Source organism: Hominimerdicola alba 8 (genome assembly GCF_000178155.2).
GTDB lineage: Bacteria > Bacillota > Clostridia > Oscillospirales > Ruminococcaceae > Hominimerdicola > Hominimerdicola alba_C.
In genome coordinates, this window is record NZ_ADKM02000021.1 from 1 (window position 1) to 20,680 (window position 20,680).

Annotated in this window: 27 protein-coding genes and 1 pseudogene; 23 read left to right on the forward strand and 5 right to left on the reverse strand. The window is 35.7% G+C overall.

What is annotated here, in order from left to right:
• The first annotated feature begins 120 nt into the window (after positions 1 to 120).
• The 5 genes from CUS_RS01855 to CUS_RS01875 are packed head-to-tail and all read left to right on the forward strand — an operon-like array spanning position 121 to position 2,250.
• Positions 121 to 807, forward strand: coding sequence for a DUF4314 domain-containing protein (locus CUS_RS01855; protein ID WP_002847202.1), 687 nt, complete (start codon positions 121 to 123; stop codon positions 805 to 807).
• On the forward strand, positions 794 to 1,117 hold the full coding sequence (locus tag CUS_RS01860) for a hypothetical protein (RefSeq protein ID WP_002847223.1): 324 nt from the start codon (positions 794 to 796) through the stop codon (positions 1,115 to 1,117). The genes CUS_RS01855 and CUS_RS01860 overlap by 14 nt, the downstream gene beginning before the upstream one ends.
• 13 nt (positions 1,118 to 1,130) lie before the next feature.
• On the forward strand, positions 1,131 to 1,346 hold the full coding sequence (locus tag CUS_RS01865) for a hypothetical protein (protein WP_037276095.1): 216 nt from the start codon (positions 1,131 to 1,133) through the stop codon (positions 1,344 to 1,346).
• Positions 1,333 to 1,698 carry a hypothetical protein gene (locus tag CUS_RS01870; RefSeq protein WP_002847230.1) on the forward strand — a complete coding sequence of 122 codons (366 nt, stop codon included), beginning with the start codon at positions 1,333 to 1,335 and terminating at the stop codon, positions 1,696 to 1,698. Before CUS_RS01865 ends, CUS_RS01870 begins: the two co-directional genes overlap by 14 nt.
• A 12-nt stretch (positions 1,699 to 1,710) precedes the next feature.
• The gene (locus CUS_RS01875; RefSeq protein WP_002847226.1) at positions 1,711 to 2,250 is read left to right on the forward strand and encodes a DNA methyltransferase; all 540 of its coding nucleotides are present in this window, start codon (positions 1,711 to 1,713) and stop codon (positions 2,248 to 2,250) included.
• A gap of 42 nt (positions 2,251 to 2,292) precedes the next feature.
• Here the strand turns inward: CUS_RS01875 and CUS_RS01880 are convergent, their stop codons facing one another.
• A complete protein-coding gene (locus CUS_RS01880) occupies positions 2,293 to 3,453 on the reverse strand; it encodes a DNA primase (protein ID WP_227945389.1) in 1,161 nt (386 codons plus the stop codon).
• A gap of 473 nt (positions 3,454 to 3,926) precedes the next feature.
• On the opposite strand from CUS_RS01880, the gene CUS_RS01885 reads away from it, so the two are divergent.
• The 10 genes and pseudogenes from CUS_RS01885 to CUS_RS01920 all read left to right on the forward strand — a co-directional run bounded on the left by CUS_RS01885 (position 3,927) and on the right by CUS_RS01920 (position 10,206).
• Positions 3,927 to 4,178, forward strand: coding sequence for a hypothetical protein (locus CUS_RS01885; protein WP_002847207.1), 252 nt, complete (start codon positions 3,927 to 3,929; stop codon positions 4,176 to 4,178).
• 365 nt (positions 4,179 to 4,543) lie between these two features.
• Entirely contained in the window at positions 4,544 to 4,804 is a 261-nt protein-coding gene (locus CUS_RS01890; RefSeq protein ID WP_002847217.1) for a hypothetical protein, read from the forward strand.
• Between the two features lie 4 nt (positions 4,805 to 4,808).
• Positions 4,809 to 5,129, forward strand: a complete 321-nt coding sequence (locus CUS_RS01895; RefSeq protein WP_002847221.1) for a prepilin peptidase — start codon at positions 4,809 to 4,811, stop codon at positions 5,127 to 5,129.
• A 301-nt stretch (positions 5,130 to 5,430) separates the two neighbouring features.
• Positions 5,431 to 6,252: a hypothetical protein gene (locus CUS_RS01900; RefSeq protein WP_002847211.1), complete on the forward strand. Its 822-nt coding sequence runs from the start codon at positions 5,431 to 5,433 to the stop codon at positions 6,250 to 6,252.
• Positions 6,253 to 6,669: 417 nt separating this feature from the next.
• Positions 6,670 to 7,650 carry a tyrosine-type recombinase/integrase gene (locus CUS_RS01905; RefSeq protein ID WP_002847210.1) on the forward strand — a complete coding sequence of 327 codons (981 nt, stop codon included), beginning with the start codon at positions 6,670 to 6,672 and terminating at the stop codon, positions 7,648 to 7,650.
• Positions 7,651 to 7,833: 183 nt separating this feature from the next.
• The gene (locus CUS_RS01910; protein ID WP_002847229.1) at positions 7,834 to 8,877 is read left to right on the forward strand and encodes a DUF262 domain-containing protein; all 1,044 of its coding nucleotides are present in this window, start codon (positions 7,834 to 7,836) and stop codon (positions 8,875 to 8,877) included.
• A gap of 129 nt (positions 8,878 to 9,006) precedes the next feature.
• A complete protein-coding gene (locus CUS_RS01915; protein ID WP_002847224.1) occupies positions 9,007 to 9,546 on the forward strand; it encodes a hypothetical protein in 540 nt (179 codons plus the stop codon).
• A 23-nt stretch (positions 9,547 to 9,569) separates the two neighbouring features.
• Positions 9,570 to 9,638 (forward strand): viroplasmin family protein, encoded by a 69-nt coding sequence (locus tag CUS_RS20700; protein ID WP_321576475.1) that lies wholly within the window; start codon positions 9,570 to 9,572, stop codon positions 9,636 to 9,638.
• Positions 9,622 to 9,672, forward strand: a pseudogene (locus CUS_RS20705) (viroplasmin family protein); the annotation flags it as partial. The gene CUS_RS20700 and the pseudogene CUS_RS20705, both read left to right, overlap by 17 nt.
• A gap of 84 nt (positions 9,673 to 9,756) precedes the next feature.
• Positions 9,757 to 10,206: an RNase H family protein gene (locus CUS_RS01920; protein ID WP_002847218.1), complete on the forward strand. Its 450-nt coding sequence runs from the start codon at positions 9,757 to 9,759 to the stop codon at positions 10,204 to 10,206.
• A 116-nt stretch (positions 10,207 to 10,322) separates the two neighbouring features.
• Here CUS_RS01920 and CUS_RS01925 read toward each other — a convergent pair whose 3' ends face one another.
• The 3 genes from CUS_RS01925 to CUS_RS01935 form a co-directional block, all read right to left on the reverse strand.
• Positions 10,323 to 10,652, reverse strand: coding sequence for a DUF5104 domain-containing protein (locus CUS_RS01925; protein ID WP_037276097.1), 330 nt, complete (start codon positions 10,650 to 10,652; stop codon positions 10,323 to 10,325).
• An 89-nt stretch (positions 10,653 to 10,741) separates the two neighbouring features.
• The gene (locus tag CUS_RS01930; RefSeq protein ID WP_037276099.1) at positions 10,742 to 11,311 is read right to left on the reverse strand and encodes a zinc ribbon domain-containing protein; all 570 of its coding nucleotides are present in this window, start codon (positions 11,309 to 11,311) and stop codon (positions 10,742 to 10,744) included.
• 12 nt (positions 11,312 to 11,323) lie between these two features.
• The gene (locus CUS_RS01935) at positions 11,324 to 14,713 is read right to left on the reverse strand and encodes a vWA domain-containing protein (RefSeq protein WP_080559493.1); all 3,390 of its coding nucleotides are present in this window, start codon (positions 14,711 to 14,713) and stop codon (positions 11,324 to 11,326) included.
• A gap of 427 nt (positions 14,714 to 15,140) precedes the next feature.
• Between CUS_RS01935 and CUS_RS01940 the strand changes: the two genes are divergently transcribed.
• The 5 genes from CUS_RS01940 to CUS_RS01960 all read left to right on the forward strand — a co-directional run bounded on the left by CUS_RS01940 (position 15,141) and on the right by CUS_RS01960 (position 18,682).
• Positions 15,141 to 15,371, forward strand: coding sequence for a type II toxin-antitoxin system Phd/YefM family antitoxin (locus CUS_RS01940; protein WP_002847215.1), 231 nt, complete (start codon positions 15,141 to 15,143; stop codon positions 15,369 to 15,371).
• Positions 15,355 to 15,930, forward strand: coding sequence for a type II toxin-antitoxin system VapC family toxin (locus CUS_RS01945; protein WP_002847213.1), 576 nt, complete (start codon positions 15,355 to 15,357; stop codon positions 15,928 to 15,930). Before CUS_RS01940 ends, CUS_RS01945 begins: the two co-directional genes overlap by 17 nt.
• A gap of 12 nt (positions 15,931 to 15,942) precedes the next feature.
• Positions 15,943 to 16,695: a GNAT family N-acetyltransferase gene (locus CUS_RS01950; protein WP_037276106.1), complete on the forward strand. Its 753-nt coding sequence runs from the start codon at positions 15,943 to 15,945 to the stop codon at positions 16,693 to 16,695.
• A gap of 257 nt (positions 16,696 to 16,952) precedes the next feature.
• Complete coding sequence (locus CUS_RS01955; RefSeq protein ID WP_002847206.1) at positions 16,953 to 17,732, forward strand: ParA family protein; 780 nt, start codon at positions 16,953 to 16,955, stop codon at positions 17,730 to 17,732.
• A 20-nt stretch (positions 17,733 to 17,752) separates the two neighbouring features.
• Positions 17,753 to 18,682: a ParB/RepB/Spo0J family partition protein gene (locus CUS_RS01960; protein WP_037276109.1), complete on the forward strand. Its 930-nt coding sequence runs from the start codon at positions 17,753 to 17,755 to the stop codon at positions 18,680 to 18,682.
• Positions 18,683 to 18,745: 63 nt separating this feature from the next.
• On the opposite strand, the gene CUS_RS19425 is transcribed toward CUS_RS01960, so the two are convergent.
• Positions 18,746 to 19,222, reverse strand: a complete 477-nt coding sequence (locus CUS_RS19425; RefSeq protein ID WP_037276111.1) for a hypothetical protein — start codon at positions 19,220 to 19,222, stop codon at positions 18,746 to 18,748.
• A 416-nt stretch (positions 19,223 to 19,638) separates the two neighbouring features.
• On the opposite strand from CUS_RS19425, the gene CUS_RS01975 reads away from it, so the two are divergent.
• From CUS_RS01975 to CUS_RS01985, 3 genes are read left to right on the forward strand one after another with little or no spacing between them, the layout of a single operon-like run.
• The gene (locus tag CUS_RS01975) at positions 19,639 to 19,860 is read left to right on the forward strand and encodes a hypothetical protein (RefSeq protein ID WP_002847214.1); all 222 of its coding nucleotides are present in this window, start codon (positions 19,639 to 19,641) and stop codon (positions 19,858 to 19,860) included.
• A gap of 1 nt (position 19,861) precedes the next feature.
• A complete protein-coding gene (locus CUS_RS01980) occupies positions 19,862 to 20,383 on the forward strand; it encodes a hypothetical protein (RefSeq protein ID WP_002847209.1) in 522 nt (173 codons plus the stop codon).
• Positions 20,384 to 20,385: 2 nt separating this feature from the next.
• Positions 20,386 to 20,673, forward strand: a complete 288-nt coding sequence (locus tag CUS_RS01985; RefSeq protein ID WP_002847216.1) for a hypothetical protein — start codon at positions 20,386 to 20,388, stop codon at positions 20,671 to 20,673.
• Positions 20,674 to 20,680: the final 7 nt, after the last annotated feature.

The following is a 20,680-nucleotide window of genomic DNA, read 5'->3' on the forward strand; positions in this document are numbered from 1 at the left end:
AAACTCCTGTCTATCAGGAGTTTTTTTATTGGTTTGTATTTTCTTGTATAATCTTTTTAGGTTTATACTTATTGATAGTTGGAGTTATAAACTGAATATTTTTTTATGGAGGAATAAAAAATGAGTACTATCGTAAAAGAAATCGAAAGAATCAAAGAAGAGTACATTTCCGGCACAAGGATCAAAATGATTCAGATGGAAGATAAGTATCATCCGGTACCGCCCGGAACACTCGGAACTGTAATCGATGTAGATGATGTAGGTACTATCCATACCAGATGGGATAACGGCAGCGGGCTTGGTGTTTGTCTGGAAGTAGACAAAATCGAGATAGTTGAGACCCCCTACGTTTCCAAACTGTTCAGAACAGGGGAGTTGATCAGCGATAAACCTCTTAATGAGAATTCCGTTGAGATACCTGCCGGAACGGTTTTTGATGATGAATTTGACATCATTGAAAATGATGAAGGAAAAGATTATGGCTATGGGGAGATAAACTTCGTTGAAGGTCAGTATCGTGCTGAATATTACAAGCATCGGCTGCCTGTTAAGCATTTTGACACTTATGCTGAAGCAGTAGATGAGATAAGAGAGTGCAGCAACTATTCTGAAGGCGATAAGGAAACTCTGGAAGATGCTATTGATGAATATCTCGACTGGTGGATGTCTCTTATTTCTGTTAAAGATATGAAAATATCGAACATTCCTGTTTTTTCTCTGACAGATGAAGAAATCAAAAATCTTCTGGACAGAGGATTCAATGGACAAAGAATTTTTATTAGGAGAAAAATGAATGAGAACTTTTGAAGAAATAAAATTGAAAGCCGATCAGATTTATCTTAGATGGCTTCTGAACGGTGCTCATGAAGCTGATGATGAGCTGAATTCAGCTAACAGAGAACTTATAAGTGTATTCAAAGAAAAATATCCGGATGCTCTGGGATACAAGATGTATAATGGGTTCATCGAGCTTTCTGAAAACACTGGTAATTTCGGAGTGGATTTCATCTTCAGAAAAAATGAAGAAATGATGAAAGAAGTAGAAAAAGAAAATGACATTATTAAAAAACTTGATATTTTTGAAAAACACAAAGCTATTGCAGTTATCTGGAGTTAAGGAGGAATTATAAATGGCACTAATTAAAGGAAGGATGATTTGCCCGAATTGCGGTGCAGATACAACATTTTTGACTTCGGCTCATGTGGCTCAGGAGTGGGTCGTGGATCCAAAAGGTAATTTTGTAAGCTGTTTCGATGATTGTCTCGAAGTGACAGCCGATCCGGAACCCGATAATATCTGGACCTGCAGAAAATGCGGAGCTGAGGCTGTTTATGAAAACGGTTGATTCAGCGAAAGGCTTAAAGGTTGGCGATACGGTCTACATTGTTCAAGAGAACTTTTATTACGAAAGAGGTATTGCAGGACCGAAACTGGAATACTGTGTGTATAGTTCGACGATAAAATGCTTTCGCAAAGGCAGCTATATAGATTTTATCGCTAAGATAGATGCTCCAATCAAGAATAACATTTATGATTGGAAATTATCAGACCTTGATAAACGTTATATATTCAGGAGTCGCAAAAACGCAGCCTTATTCGCAAAAGAACTTACTGAAAAATACGAGCGTTCAATTTTTTATAATCCTCAAAAGGACTTACCTCTGAGAAGATCATGGGAAATTTTTATAAACGAATAGGAGAATTATAAGATGAAAATTAAAGATGAAGCAATTATCAAAACGACAGAAGTTGTAGTATTTCGGTTTCGTGATGGACCGGGCTACTCAAAATTTGCAGAATATACCGCAGGAAAAGATCCGCATATTTTCGTATGTGATGACAAAAAATTCAAGATCATTACAGACGTATATACCCGAGAAGAGGCTATAAGAATAGCAAAAACTGCACCGGGTCTTGCGGGTGTTTCAGCTGCGGAAATAAATAATACAGAACTTATATCCGAGAATATAATATGGTCATCTTTCAATGTACAGCCGCCGGATAAAAAATCAAGACTTCATCAGGCAGAAAAGCCAGTTGGACTTGTTGAGCAACTTCTGGAATATCTGACTTTTGAAGGCGAAATGGTTTTGGATCAGTTCGCAGGTTCAGGAGTCGTCGGGGAAGCGTGTATCAAGAAAAGAAGAGGCTGTGTGCTGATTGAAAAATCAAAAGAATTCATATCAAAGATAATAAAGAGACTTGAACTCTTTGACTGCTCTATAATTTCTGCTCCTGCTATAGCATAACAAAAAAGGCTGCCTTTTGACAGCCTTTTTTGTTTAGAAAAATCATATAAAGTTAAATGTTTCTCGAATCGTCCTTTCAGGGTCGTAATTTTTTCTGAGCGATAATTCTGTGACTTCTTTTAAAAAGCACCTTTGTGCATCGTAATCAGTCAGATCATATTTATCGGCTATTCGACTCATTCTAAAGTAAATCGGATCTTTGGTTGAGTTTTTTATTAGCTCATAAAATTTTTGTGACCCGAATTCCTTTATATATTCGTCAGGATCTTTCGCTTCAGACATGAATACAATATATGTTTCAAGTCCTGCTTTTTCAAGTATGTCTATGGCCTTATCCGCAGCGTTTTTTCCTGCTTCGTCGTTATCATAACATATGATGACTTTATCCGAATACTTCTTCAACAAAGCTGCCTGATTCTCTGTAAGAGAAGTTCCACAGCTTGCTATGGCAGTCCTAAAGCCTGCTTGATGGAGAGAAATAACGTCAAGATTTCCTTCACAAAGGATAGGCGTTTCTCCGCAGCATATCTTCTTCATAGCAAAATTCAGTGAAAACAGGTAATTGTTTTTGCTGTAACAAGGGGTGTTTTTGGAGTTTAAGTACTTAAAATTATTGTCTCCATCCAGTTTTCTGCCTCCAAATCCTATAATATTCCCGTTTAGATCTATAAAAGGGAAAACGGCTCGATTATTAAAAAAATCAATTATTTCGTCATTTTTAGATACGGTTATCAACGAGCCTTGAAGCAGCTCCTCGATAGTGTACCCCAATTTAAGCATGTATTCTTTCAATGAAAAATAATTTTTATCAGCGTATCCCATTCTGAAGTTACAGATGGTTTTTACTGTAAGTTTTCTTTTATTGATCAGATAGTCAAGACATGCTGTATCTTTTTTTGAAAAAAGATTTTTATAAAAGAAGTTCGCCGCATCATAGTTCATCTTGTAAATTTTTTGTAAATTGTATGGCTTTTTGGCAACGTTTCTGTCTCCGACTGCATTTTTATAATGCACGTTATATTTGTGCATAAAATCAGCCTGATCACCGTTACTGCCGCAGTTAAAACAATGGAAACAGTTCTCACCTTCAAAAACGTAGAACTGAACAGCTCCGCAAAAAGGGCATTTACCTCGGTATAATCTATCACCGACTTGTTTTAAGTTTGTTTTTATTGAAATGATTTTCAGTATCTTATTTTTCATTTTCATTACTCCTTTTGCCGAAAGTGAATTCTTCAAACATTCACTCCCGTTTTCAATTTTATCTTCAAATAAATTATACCAGAAAATAAAAATCAATAAAAATATACTTTTTTTGTTTTTATCTGACTGAATTTTCTTATACAATAGATTCAGAGATAATAATTGATAATTGGAGATTGTTAATTGTTGCTCTATATCGATGTAATTTTTAAACTTCTTCGATACTAACTTTCCGTTACAAGGTCTTCTGACCATTATAATACATTTTACCTTCTATAATTCTTCCGCTTTCGGAAGTATACATAAAATTTTTCATTTCAAATTTCCCTCTTTCTTTTCAATTCTTTTCAATCACGATGATTTACCTCATTGTCATCGTGTAATATATATCACTTATCATATTTATTTTTCAAATTTACGGAGTACATACACGGCGCAGTTGTGTGTGTACTCCCGAAAGGAGTATTTTACATATGAACGTTATATTTCTTACGAAAACTATAGATGATCGATTCTCAATACTGGAACTCGGCAGTGATGCCGAGTCCATGAAGAACCTTTTAAAGAGGCATGTTTCACGTTTTCTTGACAAGAAGGCAAATGTAACTGCCACAAAGTCCGAAGAAAGTGCTGCATTCGTTTCCTACACTGATCCAAAGGGGAATGAACATACCGCTTCTTTCAATTTGGTATCAGGGAATACCGATGAATTTTTCAGAAGATGAGCAACAAAAACGCCTTCCTGAACATACAGGGAGGTGTTTTTATTTGCCTAAATTTTCAGTTATAATCTTATTAGTGGTATGAACTGATAACGGGAGCTTTTCATATCCGAAATAATTTAAAGAAAGGTAATGATGATGAACATAAATAGTACTAGACGAATTAGAAGAGGTCAGGTGTATTATGCTGACCTCGGAAACGGTATGGGGTCCGAGATGGCAGGAGAAAGGCCTGTTAATGGTTATTTTGTTTTTACCGGTCGTTCTGCAGATACTTAATGGCATGTAATTTCTGTTCTTGATAATTTTCTGCTATAATTAAAAATAGGGAAACACTCAAATGAAAACTAAAAAAAGGAGCGAAAATAATGAAAGATTATACAAGAAAATTCTTTATTGAAGATGAAGGCGAAGAAGGTGCTGATTTCCTGGAGTATGCCGTCATAGTAGGTTTGTCGGCAATTCTGATTGCCGTAATAATTGCGGTATTTATGATCGTAAGAAATAAGGTACTGCATTCCGCAAAAGAGATCGATGAAGCAGGTAATGATTCTACGTCAGTTGATTGGGATGCTGTTCTTCAAGATAAGGATAAAGAAGTTAACGAAGCTATAAATAATATAGATTGATGCTATGTTTATCGTGAGAACTGTAATAGCCGCTGTCATTTGTTTGGCGGCGGCTATATTCGATTACAAGAATTCAAAAATACCGAATAAATTCACTTTTCCAATAATTATACTGAGTTTTATCTACTCGATTATATTCTATCCGCTGAATACAACAATATTCTCAGGATTAGTAGTTGTGCTGCTTTTCTTCTACGGTATGACTGGTTGGATAGGTTTGGGGGATCTCAAACTTATAATGGCTTTGACTTTTCTAGGAACATGGAAGATAACTGAGTTCCTTTTGCTGGGACTTGCATACAACATAAAGAAGCTTTTTTGCTAAGGTTTCCGGAAACCGACTTGGAATTTCTCTTTTTGAACTGAAAATGGCATAAAAATAAACAGAACATAACACCCCCGAGTCCTCTTTTTTTGAAGAGGGCTTGGGGGTGTGCGCTTTGAAACAGCTTATTTCACCAGTTAATATGTTTTTTTACTCTGATGTTCGGATATGGTTAGAGGGTGCTGCGGTTGCAACAGCCTCTTTTATTTTTCTATCGTTTTCCCATATAATTATAGTAAATATTATTTTTCTGTAAAAAAGTATCATTAAACACACCATAACATGAATAGGGGATATAAATATGAAAACGACAGATCATCTTGGAAATGAATATAACAGTGTAAACGAAATGTGTCAGAAATACAATATCAACAAAAACACATACATCCGAAGGATCTCAATGGGAATGGACAAAGAAGCCGCACTTACATTACCGGTAAAACCGTCACAAAAAACAGTTTTCGATCATTTAAATAATGAATATCGTTCTGTTAGTGAAATGTGCAGAAAATATGGCATTCCGAGGCAGAGTTATGAACAGAGAAAAAATAAGGGATGGAATATAGAAAAGATTTTGACTACTCCTGTAAAAACAAAAACCGCACCATGTTCAGATCATCTCGGCAACCACTATGACAGCATAAAAGAAATGTGCGAACATTACAATATTACTTACAAAACATACATTAACAGGATAACTAACGGCTGGAGTCTTGAAGAAACACTGACTATTTCTTCGAGAAAAAAATTATTAGAACCTAACTTATCTATGAATGAGAACGTTGATCTAAGTGAACTAAAATTTCAGAATGGTTATAAAATAATTATTCACAACCAAAAACACTATATAGATCATGAAGGAAACATTTTTAAGAACGTTAAAAGTATGTGCGAATATCACAATGTAAGCACATCATTGTTCTTGTCGAGGTTAAAGAAAGGAATGTCAGTAAAAGAAGCGTTGTATAAAAAGAAAGTAAAAGACCATCTTGGCAATGAATTTGAAAGCAAGAGTAAAATGTACTCTCATTATGGCTTGAGCCGACAGACAGCTGAAGCCAGACTGAAAAACGGTTGGAGTCTTGAAAAAACCTTAACTTATAAGATTAGAAAAGGGAAGTGATGACCGTTTTGCTTTTATCGAGTTAAAAATTCTTGCATAATACTTATAGTAATTGTAATTGATGATCGGAGGTCAGAGATCATCAAAACCTTTTCTGAAATACATAACGGAGGAATCATAATGAATAATTACAATGAACTTAAAGGCGCAACAACAGTAGTAAATATTATCGAACTCAAAAATTCTGTAAGGGTTTATGCAAGATGATCTTTTCAGTCGGACTTGGTTTAACTAAGTTCGGCTTTTTTATTTGACTAAAAAAGAACTCTTATAAAATTTTGTATCATAATGTATTTTATTTTTTCAAAGAAATCATCTATAATATTAACAGGGAAGTGCCGAAACTTCCCCACAATGAGTGAAAATAATAATGGCACAAAATGAGACTTTTGTGCCATGTAGAGGAGTGACCTTATCGTGAAAGAGCGCTACAAGGAAGACTGTCCCTATTATCTCGAAGATTTTCTTGTAAATTTGAGTATAATAAAAAACAGAGGTGATCTTACTACAGATGAATACTATCTGGACATAAGAACTTTTTTGAGATACATAAAGATAAAAAATAAGATCGTACCTAGTGAAACTAAGTTTGAGAATATTACGGTCAAAGATACTCCGATAGAACTTTTGGAAAACTTCACTGAAAAAGATGCTTATCAGTATATGGTCTGGCTTAAAGATGAAAGACAGAACGGAGTTGCTGCAAGAGCCAGAAAAACAACTTCGCTGAAACAGTTCTATGAATACCTGGCTAATAAATCTCACCTCATTTCTAAAGATAATATATCTTCACTTGAAGTTCCTAACGTAAAAAGAGCCTTGCCTAAATACCTTACACTTGATGAAGTTCAGACACTGCTTTCCTCTATCCGTACTAAAAACACCGAAAGAGATTACTGTATAATTACTTTATTCCTGAATTGCGGAATGAGACTCTCTGAATTATGTGGGATAAATATAAATGATATAGCTTTTGAAAACAAGACCCTCAGACTGCTCGGTAAAGGCAGAAAAGAAAGGATCATCTACCTGAATGATAACTGTATAAAGGCTATCGAACAGTATCTTCCATACAGAAAAAATTACGAGATGGCACAAAATGAAAAAGCATTGTTCTTATCTTCCAGAAAGAACAGGATCTCAAGACGACGGGTACAAAAAATCATCGAAGAGTGCATATTTGCAGCAGGTCTGAAAAATACAGGTGTAACTACTCACAAACTCAGACATACAGCTGCTACCCTTATGTATAATAATAACGGCGGAGATATTCTGGCCGTAAAAGAGATCCTGGGACACGAAAGCACTTCAACAACAGAAATATACACACATCTCGGATCGGATAAAATGAAAAACACTATGAATGTTATGGAAGATCTTTTAAAGAAAAAAGACTGACCACTTCCCTGACGGAAAGGTACTCTTCTAAAAGAATATATAACATGGCACAAAATATTTCACAACATGGCACAAAATGAAAATTTCCTGAATGATTTATCTTTTTAAAAAATATTGACAAATTTATTTTTTTATGATACAATATAACTGCAAATTTTTTATTGTATCATAAGGAGAATCGCTATGAGTTTAAATAGATCAACCATAACCTGGAATTCAAGACAGATATACAATATGGTCCGTACAGGAGTTATTGACTTTTCTGCTGTTGTTCAGAGATCTTTTGTATGGGAGAAAAAAAGAAGATCTGCGCTGATCGAAAGTATTATTATAGGCTACCCTGTTCCTGCTGTATTTGCTAAACGCCAGAAAGAAAATGATCCGGGATCAAATGCCAGTGTGTATTTTATAATGGACGGAAAACAAAGACTGTCCACTATTTCAAGCTATCTTGAGGATGAGTTCACTTTAAGTGACCTCCCCCCTGTTCATTATCATAACGTTGAAACGAATACTGAAGAAGAATTCGATATTTCAGGGAAAAAGTTTTCCGAACTTCCCGATTCATTAAAGGATATAATCAATACTTTTTCTATAAATGTCGAGTATTTCGATGATCTGACCGATGAAGAAGAAAAAGAATTGTTCAAGCGCCTGAATGCCGGCAAACCTCTGAGCGCAAAAAACAGGACTATTGCGAGCTGCAAAGATATTTACAGACTTATTGAAGTCGGAGAACATGAACTTTTCAAAGAAATGCTCACTGAAAGAGCAAGGGGCAACAAGAGTCAGGTGGCTATCGTTGTTAAATTCTGGTGCATGCTCAACAGAAACATAAGTGAGGTATCTTTTGAAAGCAGGATACTTAATCCTCTGGTCGAAAATACTGAGATCTCGGAAGAAGAAAAGAACGAGATCGTTCGTGTCCTGGATTATGCACACGAAGTACATGAAAAGCTGCTGGAAAGAAAGCTGAAAAAAGTCGCAAAAAAATTCTATAAAGAGACGCATTTGGTATCACTTGTTCCCTATCTGAATGCGGGAATAAATAGCGGTATAGATGTAGAAAAATTTGCAGACTGGGTAGAAGAAGTTTTTGATTCGGAAAACGGGGTAACTACTCTTCCTGCATACAATGATGCCACTCTCAGCGGCGTAGCGAAGAATTCAAAGATAATTGAGAGAGATAATGCTTTGAGTATAAGCTATAACGAATTTTTTGCATAATTTATAATACTTTTACTCTGAGGTACATTTTGTATCTCAGAGTTTTTTATATATAATTTTTATAGAACGCCTCATTCTGCTATAATTATAATATAAAATGAAAATCCAAAGAAAAGGGATGGTAAAATAATGAGTAACAGAAAGAAAATAACCGATTTTCTTAGCCGCCTGCTTGAAGCAGAAAAATTTAGAGGTATGGGGAAATACTGGGGAAAAGAGGTCGTTGTGGACTACATGACAAAAGATGTTCGCAGGATAGATTATATGCAGTTTGAACCGGTGAACCAGATAAGCATTGACGGAATTGAAAAAGGGATTTTCAAGGGATATGAGGTAAAATCCTGTAAGGCTGATTTCAAGTCCGGGTTTGGGCAGAATTATTTCTGTGAATATAATTATCTCGTAATGACCATGCAGACTTATAAAGAACTTTTGCATACCGAACTGAAAGAAATTCCTCACTATGTCGGAGTATTGGTTTCTATCCCGAAAAACGCTGCCAAAACTAATAAAGAAGCGATGCTCGATGAATTTGACGATCCCACTCCTCTTCCGGAAGATTACAATATAGATAACTGGCATCTGGTTTCCGTTAAGGCTGCTATGCAGACATGCAGAAAGAAACCTATGCTTGAACTCATGTTCTGTCTTTTGAGAAATCGATGCTGATATATTTGAAAGGAAATGAAATTATGGCAAAGAAAAAATATTATGCGGTAAAAGAAGGACGGGTACCCGGCATATATAAACTCCTGGGATGAATGCTCTGCTCAGGTCAATGGTTACAGCGGAGCGATCTATAAGAGTTTTTCTTCCATAGAAGAAGCGGAGCTTTTTATCGGCTCCCTCCCCAGAACTTCCGATAAACCAAAATCGAACATGGCACAAAATATTATTTTCGACAGATCTATAAGTGTTGAATGCAAGATCTACGTTGACGGAAGTTATAATTCTAAAACTAACATTTTCTCTTATGGTATGGTTATTATAAGGAACGGACAAGAAATAACATCGAATAGATCATTCTTTGAACCTGAAATGGCTCAAATGAGAAATGTTGCAGGAGAAATAATGGGTGCAACGGCTGCTATGGAATACTGCCTTGAAAATAATATTTCTGAATGTTTCCTTTTCTACGATTACGAAGGCATTGAAAAATGGCCTCTTCGAGAATGGAAAGCAAACAGAATCGGTACAAAAAATTATGTTGACTTTTATGATTCGATAAAAGATAAAGTCAAGATCAAATTCATTCATGTCAAAGGTCATTCCGGAGATAAATATAACGAAATGGCTGACAGACTTGCTAAAGCGGCTGCGGGGATATGATAGTTATAGAGGTTGTGTTGTGTCACGTGTGACACAGATTTTGGATCGTATTTTTATCGTATGGTAAAAAAAGCACCCCTTCTGAAATAAATCAGAGGGGGCGCTTACGGTTATTGTTAGCTGTACCAGCTACCTAACAATTCACCGATAGATACCATATTTTCTTCTTTATTGGGGTCATCAAAATCATATTTAGAATTATATACTTTGATTTTTTGAATGCCTACTTCAGATGGATCATCATCGCAGATCAATACAATACCGAAATAAATTTTATAAACATCATTTTTCGTTTTCACTTCGTAAACGGTAGCTTCTCCGGTCAAACGACTTATATGACCAATGCCGGATGTTGAACCTAATGTATGTGTTTCGACGTTTCCATACGATAATACCTCATCACCTAAAAAAGAAAAACAGTTTTGAATATCTTTATCAAGTTCCAATTTTTCTTCATATTTTTTCACTCCTTGCAAGTTTTACTTACAAGTTATTATACCGCTTTTAGCAACACTGTGCAAGTAGGGATTTAAAATTATTCTACATCAGATTTCAATATTCCATGTGCAATTTTTTCTTTTCCTTCAAAAATATAGAATTTTGTTCCCTTTGAAAAGTCAGTATTATTGGCTGACAACGGAATAAATTTTATATTGCTTTCAAATGTATTTGAAGAAGTAAACTTTACATCTTCCGTAGAAATGCACAGCATATGCGAAACAGGTACAGTATTATCATCTACGAAACAAATCACAAATAAATTTTTTTCAGAGAAAATAATTCTTTTTTGAAGAAAATTATATTTACATAACAGCTTAACGGATGCCTGGGCGCTTTTGCGTGGAACAAAATGGGGCGTATCCATTTCAAGCGGAAGTATAAAACAAACACCAAAATATAAAAGCAAAAGCAACCATCCACTATGAAATGACCAAAAATAATCAATAGCAATTAAAGCCAGTATACCGAAAGCATATATGATTATATGTATCCCGCCAAACCTATATACTTTGCTATAATTTTTACATGAAGGACAATAATATCTTCCTAAAGGGATTTTTTTAGATATGATCTCACCACACCACGGACACCTTTTCTTTATCATTTCACACCTCGCTTATCCGTCTACTCTGTGATAAAATAGGATTTTACCGTCTCTCATCCACACAGTATCTCTACGATATCTAGTGTACTTAAAGTGTTCCCTCTTTTCTCCATATGACAGAGAATCTTCATGGTTAGGATCCTCCAAGCATTTAACACAATACGAACCATAGTTTGCATATACAAAAGTGTCACCAAGTTGTAAATCATATTCGTCTTTTTCTGATGCATTAGCTAGTGTATCATTGCATAACGAAGCCATTGTGTACATAAAGTCTCTTTCCCATTTTTTATCACCAGAAATTTTTGACTTGTTTATTTCAAAATCATAATCAGAGCCAATAATATAAGCAAAGTTCTTTATAAAAGATGACATACAAATTATAAGCATTTGACCATTATCTTTATCAATGGTTTCTGGAGCAGTTATATCGTTAAGCCAAAAAAGAGAAGCTCCTAAGTAAGGATCAATAAAACCGATACCATATACAATATATGTTTGCCCATTACCGTACCAATAATTATAGCTTCGATAATTTGATTCATTTATTGTTTCTTGGATGATATCACATTTGCTACCAGCATATATGGATTTATACTCGTCACTTTCTAATATCGAAGGAATGCATCTTCCATCTGAATCAGAAAAAGAATACTTGTTATTATATTCTTCTTTTTGTCTTATTTTATCTATTTCTCCTATCAGCTGTAAAATATACATATCATGAGTATCTTTATAATATGTTACTTCTTCAGAAGATATTTTATAAAGCATATAATTAAGTGCTATCATTAAATTATAGTCATCTTTATTGAGTATTTGTGAATCTTCAAAAGCTGGTTCATGTGCTGAGAAAGCACATTTTGTACATTTATAGGTTTCTCCATCATATTCTAACGTATGCTTAGTGGCATCAAATTCATTTCCACTACAATACTTTTCATTTGGATTAGATATATATTTGAATACAACAGTAGAATAAGTAGTATAGCCGCCATCTGCACCATGTACTGTCACAGTCTTTGATTTTGCATCATCAATAGAGATTTCCTTCCCATCAATAAGCCCATCACCATCACAATCCTGAACTTCAGGATCAGTATAGAAGATCTGTGCGTTAGAAATAACAAGTCCCGAAACCTCAAATTCATCAGGCAATCCATCTTCATCATTATCCGGAAGCGTTTTCAGATCAAAATGATTATTCTTTGAAAGATCCTTATAAATCGCATCCAGTTTTTCTGCTGTTTCAGCTGTAAAATACTGACCTCCTGTGTACTCTGCACAATCTTTCAGCTTCTGATTATCAGCTCCTGAACCCAGACCTATAGTATGGATCTTGATGTTATTGTCAACTGCCTTTTTTATCAGGTCATCAACAGTGTTATTGGCAAGATTGATATTTATATTTACATCACCATCAGATAATAAAATTATATGTCTGGTATACCAGTGCTGAACGGTGTTAAGCTGTTCAATTGCCATTTCAACTGATGCGCGTACATTTGTACCGCCGCCAAAATATGGGTTAACAAGACCTTTTAATTCTTCCTTGTTATCTGAAAATTCGCTGACAAGTTTTGCTTCATCTTCAAAGCTGATAAGTGCAGTTTTGTCGGTCAATGTCATTGAATCAATGAAATTATCGATTGCAAGTTTTCTGTAACCTTTCGGGTCATTGCCACTCATACTTCCAGAACAATCATAGCATATCGCTGCTGCAAGCGGTTCGTATTCATCTTGAAAATACAGTGAAGCTCTTTTCCAAGCGTCAAACCATTCCTTCTTATCAACAAGCATATACTTGCTGAAATGAGGAGTATTGATGCTGACAGTGGAATTTTCTTCATCAAGTATGGTGTCAAGCTCTACAAATTCGTCCTTTTTCTCATCATACCACAAAAACATGAGGTTGTCAAACTCTGTATCGCCCAGCTTGTTCTTATCAATAACATAAGTCAGTGTAGCTTTTTCGTAATCAGATGTAGTTTCTATCGAGAACGGCTCACCCACAAGACCTACAACACCTGTACAAAGCATATCCTTGTTCATTATGCTCTCAACGGTAGTGGTTTTCTGAAGATTTCCTGTTGCTTCCATAGAAACGATAACTTCCGTCACAGCACAATCTTCGTTTTCGACTTTATGTATGAATTTCTGAGAACGCCTTTCATCACCGTCAAGCACGTTGTTATCATCAGAATCGGGATCATTGGGGTCTGTTCCGAAATAGATCTCGTCATCGTCATTAAGATTATCATCATCTGTATCAACATCCAGAGGATCAGTAAAATATGTATTTACCTCATCACCGTCTTTGAGGTTATCTTCGTCGGAATCATCATTATACGGTCTTGTTCCGATTTCATATTCCTGACCGTTTGAGAGACCGTCTGTGTCGAAATCTTCATCATAGTCAGATATATCATTATCATCAGTATCGACCTTCAAGGGGTCAGTACCTAGCGAAAGAACTTCATAACCATCAGGCAGAAGATCACCGTCAGTATCTGCTTCATAAGGCTTTGTGCCTAATTCTTTTTCGACAAGGTTAGGCAGACCGTCCTCATCTGTATCAGCAAGGTACTTCCAGTCAGCAAATGTCCAGCTCAGTTCTTCGGTTTCTGTACCAACGAATTCAGCCCAAGAGTTGTTGTAATTGATGTTAGCGCCTGTACTGTTCACAACAACATTCTGTGCGATTATCAAGCCGTTCAGGTTGAAGTTTTCGCAGTCGATGGTTACAGTGCCGAACGGCGCATATATCAGACCGTTCATTGAAGCCTGACTATCGCTTATCTTAATATCACCGAACTTTGAATAGATAACGGCATTGTTTCCGTTGAGATTTCCGCCGCTGAGGTTTACATCAGAAACCGCACCGATTGCAGAATTCAAGCTGACGTTACCATCATAGTTCAGCCTTCCCGTAACATATACGGGTGAATTGAGGTTAATATTCATCTCAGACAGCGTATAATCTTCGGCATAGTTCTGAGCATTGTTGAACCAGCTATCCATCAGCTTGTTGTGAATATAGATCATATCCCTGCTGACATCGAAAGGCTTGTCAGCGTCCTGGGAATCGGTGGTATTTTCGTCATCGCTGACGATCTCATCAACAACAAACTCATTTTCAAAAATAGTACCATTTATATTAGGGTACATCGCAGTTGTTGAGTACACACCGTTTGTGACACCGTTGCCGTTTACTGTCAGATAGTCCAGTTTCAGTGTGATACCGCCATTTTCATCGGCTGCAAACACAGTATACGGATACGCAGCCTGCTTACCTTCTCCCTCAGCGTTCGCAGGTATGACCGCTGACATACTTGTTATCATTGACAATGATAACAGCCCTGAAACGACACGTTTCAGTCTTTGTGTTCGTTTTTGCTTCATTAAAAGGCTCCTTCATTTCTTCGTTTTTCAAATCATAAATGATCTGAAATCAATTCCGTAAAAAAAAGTAAAAAATGCTTCATTTGATATTTGTTAAGTTACAGACAGATATGAATGCCGCTCATCCATAACAAAACAGATTCGTTTTTGTTCAGTATTTTTTTAGTTTTAAAGATCCCGGGAAATAAAACAGTAAATTAAACACCGTGTATAATTTACTTTGTGATTATATCATATCTAAATATACATTGTCAATAATTCAAATTTTGAATTGGAAAAATATACTTAAAAACATATGTGCGCAAACTGTTCTTTCTGTGTTATCCACAAAGTAAACATTTGTGTCACGTGTGACACAGTTTCCTTACATTGACATTTATCTTATAAAGTGATATAATCATTTATGAAGAAATGGAGGAAATAATTTATGATGATAGCGACCGCCACTGATATGCAGCTCAATTTCAGTAAGTATCTTCAGGCTGTTCAGCAAGGTGATGAAGTTGTGATCCTGAAAAACGGTAAAGAAGTTGCAAGACTTATCTCCTATGATGCAAGTGTTTCTTTTCTGACCGATTCTCTCACAGGTATCTTGCAGAATGATTATGAGGATAAAGCCATACGTGCGGAAAGGACAGATCATGAAGATCTTAGTTGATACGGGAACGATACTCGATGTTCTCTGTAAACGTCCCGAACATTACGAGATTTCATCAAAGATCTGGAAATGCTGTGAGTTAGGCTTGATAGAAGGATACATCTCTGCATTATCCATTCCGGGTATAGAATATATTCTCCGTAATGAATTCAATAACAAGAAAGCCGCTCAGATAATAAGACAGATCACTTTCATTTTTAAAGTCATAGAATTAAAACCTTCCGATTTAAGAGAAGCATCCGAAATGTATTACTCCGATCTTGAAAATGCAGTAAGCATGTGTCAGGCTAAAAGAATGAAACTGGATCATATAATTTCCAAAAAGCCTGTTTACTTCAGAGATAGCAGAGTCCCTGTATTAAAGCCTGAGGAAATACTCGAAGAGATCATTATGGAAAATTTTGCAGATAAAATTAAAATGAAGCCAAAAATCTCTAACACTTTAAATTATAATGGTATAACGAATATACCTTCGGCTAAAAAATACTCAATAGATGAGATGCAGATAAGTTTTGATGATTATCTTAACGGAAACGTAGAAATGTATAATTACGGATGAGAAAGGAAAAACGTGAAAATATTATCAAAAGCAGAATGGTCTGTACAGTGCGAAATGTTGAGTTCGTATGGTAAAATAGTAGATAATCTTGTAAAAGAGAAGAAAGAACACCTTGAAACGATTCAGACATATAAAAAGGTATGTGAGTTATTAGCGGCGCATAAAAACTACAGACTCTATACTATTACGAATATCAAGGACAAAAACAGTGAAGCTTCGGAAATTGGTCGTGATACAATGGTAATATTGGTGGACAGACGAAAAGAAGTTTCAAATGATTCTTTGCGGAATTATCCCATAAATTTGAACGCACCGGTAAACAATGGTGGTGAAATCGAATTATATGCCATCAATTCTGAGATGTATTATAGTATCATGCATGAAACTGAACTTCGAATTAAAAGCCATGTTCCTTACATAGAAGCTTCGTTTGATTATTCTGTCGAAGAAACAACAGTTAGAATCGACGAGTTTCATAGCAGAGTTTCTTTTTATGATTATAGAGGGAAAGGATACGGTTCCCTCTTATTAGATAGTATGGTTTCTTTTCTTAAAGATGAAGAAAAGAAAAAAAATCCGTCTATGCCTATCAGGTTCATCGGTATGCTTTCCTACGTAGATATAGATAAAGAAAAGGATATTGAAATCAGGAATGGTTTCTATGAAAGAAAAGGATTTAAGCTGAAGAACATGAGCAAAGACGGCAAGAATGGAAAAATAGAAGCTATGCTTGAAGATATAAAGACAAAATCAAATTATACGTAAATTCTATATATTTTCGACTTAATGTCACACATAACACAGAAGAATAATGTTTAGCAAAAAATACGTTCAAATTCATCTGAAATACCGTAAGTTAATAAACTATAATAAAAGGATTTGTGTCACACGTGACACAAATCAACCATATATAATTTTTACTTGTCTTTGAAATCTGCTATAATAATATCAGAGTAATTTTTAAAACCCAAAACAAGTAAAAAAACATGTGTGTCACACGTGACACAGAAAGGAAAATAATTATGGCTATCATTATTTCTATCTGTTCGGAAAAAGGCGGCGTCGGAAAGACTACGACAACAGTAAATCTTGCAGGAGGACTTGCCCGTTCAGGCAAGAGCGTTCTTGTACTTGATCTTGACCAGCAGAAGAATGCAAGCTATGCACTCGGCTATATCAAGGACGGAAAACTGACAGCAGCGGAACTTATATATAATACCGTAGCAGGCATTGAAACCGTTCATTCTTCTGCTATCAGGCACAATGAAAATGGCATAGACTACATTCCCGCATCTCCGATGCTGACTAATATAACCTCTACTATCGCAAATGACACGGACAACGACAGCAACTACGTCATCAAGAGGCTGCTTTCAAATGAAGTATTTGAAAAATACGACTATATACTTATTGACTGCCGTACACTTCTGGATCTTCTTGTATCTAATGCAATGAATGCCAGTGATTACATTATAATTCCTGTGGAAAGCGGGATATACGCTTACAACGGTCTGGATAAGATGCTCGATAAGGTATCTTCGATCAATAACAGTACAAACAAGCGCCTGAAAGTTCTGGGCATACTCCTCAATAAGATGCAGCGAACTACTGTCAGCACTTCGCTTGCACAGTCCATCCGTGAAGAGTACGAAAGTATGACTTTTAAAACTCAGATACCTTATTGCCCTGCTCAGACAGAACATGCTGTTCTGACTAAGACAGCCAATGTTTTTGACGAAAAGTCTACTCTCGGAAAGACTTTCCTTGAGCTTACAAAGGAAATCATTGATAAGACTAAGTGATTCGGAAGGGAGAATATATAATGGCTAAGATAGATTTCACAGCGATCAAGAACGCTCAGAAAGCAATAGAAGATAAGGTCGAGGATAATATCCCAGAAGAACTTGAAAAGAGTTATACTGATGTATGGGGTACAAATAAGGAAACTGTCATCTGGGTCGAAGTTACCAGACTGGTACCTTATTCCGATGAGACCGGAAAGGTCCAGCCTTTTAAGATAAATGAAAAAAGAGTTGAACAGATAGCAGAAAGTGCTAAGGACATCGGAATAGTTACTCCTCTTGCAGTCATTCGTAAGGGTGATCTGTATGAAATAATATCCGGACATCACAGACTTGCCGCAGCTAAACTTATCGGTCAGCTCAAAGTTCCCTGCATCGTTAAGAATTATACTGACGATACGATCTATAAAGCCCTTTCGGAGAGTAATATTCAGCGTGATAAAACATACCCCAGTGAATATGCAAAGATCTTCTCAAAATATTTTGAGATAAGAAATGATGATAAGTCAACCGGAGAAGAGATAGCTAAAAAGTTCGGCGTATCAAGGAAAACTATATACAGGTATCTTGATGTCGGCAAGCTGAATGAAAAGCTGCAGTCTCTTGTAGATGATGAGATCATAAAGATCGGAGCAGTTGAATACATCAAGGGATTCTCAGAAGAAACTCAGAACGAACTGTATAAGGCTCTGACCGATAACAAGCTCTCACTGTCGAGAGTAGCAGCTGTAAAACTAAAATCGTATATAAATGAACTTCAGGACGAAATAACTTCCGAAGAAATAACAGAGATACTGAATGCTCCGGACAAGCCGAAACCTAAAATGGCTTACAAAAATAAAGTTTACTGTTCTGTATCCGAAAAATATGCAATAAATATGACGGAGAATGAACTTGATGAACTTACTAAAAAACTTCTTGAGGAGTATTTTAGTAAGAAAGAAGAATAAATAAAAGAATCAGATAAGAAAAAGGTCCTGTCGTTACGATTTACGTCAGGACCTTTTATATAGCTAAAAATTATTGAAGTTATTATTATTGAATGAATTTCCTTGATTCATATCATAGCCACCCATTTCAAAAGGAGTGACAGATTTAAGGCTTTCCTGTGTTGACCAATCATTGAACTGCCTTTGCTGCTCTTGAAACTGTCTCTGCTGTTCTTGTTGTACAAATTGAGCATGTATCTTATTCTGCTGCATGAATCGCTGATCAGCGATCTGTTCTTCATGATGCATAGCATTGATTTTTCTCTCGGAACATCCTGCTACATAATAAGCCGCTTTGAGTAAAAATCTTGCCAAAATACCAAATACCGCCATACCGAAAAACGGAAAATTGGAATGAATATGATTATTCAAATTAGTTATAAATTGAATTAAAAAAACTAAAAATATAATTCCTGATATTGCGGCACCAATAAGAAGCTTGGTAAAAACTTTTGAATATTTGTCTTCGATCCGTTTGATCTTTTCTTCAGAATTGTTCATCTATCTTATTCCTTTCCAATCGGACAATTTTATGTGCATAATTATACCACATTATAGTAAATACGTCAATACACAAAACGCTTTATCTCCCTTCTTTTTTCGCTGTTTCTAAAACATTTTTCATTCTGTAAAGCTATCTTTTCAATCTGTAATGATATATTGATTTCTACACTAAAATAATGTATAATATAAACATGAGAAGAAAACTTCTCTACCTGCTGTGCAGGGTCGTGAAAAAGTTTCACGATAGCTCACCCACCACGAGTGGACAGAGGTTCTGATTACGTCTTGCTTACAAGCAAGGCGTTTTCTGTTTATAAGGGCATTTTTATTATATATAATTTTCCTCTATAATTATAATACAGATTTGATCGATAATTGGAGATCGGATCAAGTAAAAAGTTAGGAGGAAAATAATGTCTAAAACAATACTTATTTTTACCGACGGATATTCTATTTCAACTGAAGAATTCAATAGCGTAAATGAAGCTGAAATTCAGATGAAAAAGAAGTATGAAGAAATGAACGAAAACACTCCTCATGACGAGTTTGACAAAACGTCATACCTTCTTGGAAGAGATGCAGTTCTCTATAACAAGGGAGCAGATGTTTTCGTGTGGAAAATAATGGAGGTGTAAAATGGACGCATCATATATTTTTGAGTATGACTGGAAAATGGAAGAATCGGCTATTACAGACGGAAGACTTTATGAAGCGATGAAAGAATCCGGATGTTTCGATGCGAAAAAAGTTAAACCTGAACCATTCACAAGCTGGAATGATGCAAGAGAAGCACTCAAAGAATGTATCGTTTTTGATCTTTCGGATGCGATCGTTTCGGACTCGGGATATATCGAGATCAAATTTGAAGATGAAGAAGTTTATCTCTATGACGAAGTAAATGATTTTTTGAGCAAGATAGCACCTTTTTGTAAGGGCTATTTGTGTTTCGAATCGGGATTGGTCTCCGAACTCTGCCGCTGCACATTCATTGGCGGAGAAAGCGTTTACACAAGTCTTTATCCTCAGGAAGATACTTTTGTTGTTACCGATAAATCAGGGAAATTTGTCGGTACTGTCAGTGAATCTTTCGTAAAAACGATCGATAAAGATAAATACATCATTCAGCCTGTAAAACTCGAACTCAATAAGGAGGACTAAAAATGAAAAAGATAATTATTACAACGAACGGAATAGCGATCAACACGGACTGTATTGCTGAACTCGCCATATATGATCATTATCAGCATGGGGGCGATGAAGACTACAAAAGTCATTACAGCGTCAAAGCTGTAATGAACAGAGGTTCAGCATCTGAACCTGAATACATTTTTATCATGCAAAAAACAACTACAAGAAAAGACATCACCTCTGAATTTGACAGAATAATTGATTTTCTTGTAAGTACAAAAGCAGGTCCGCTGCTTGATCTCAGAAAATACAATGAATAATTATTAT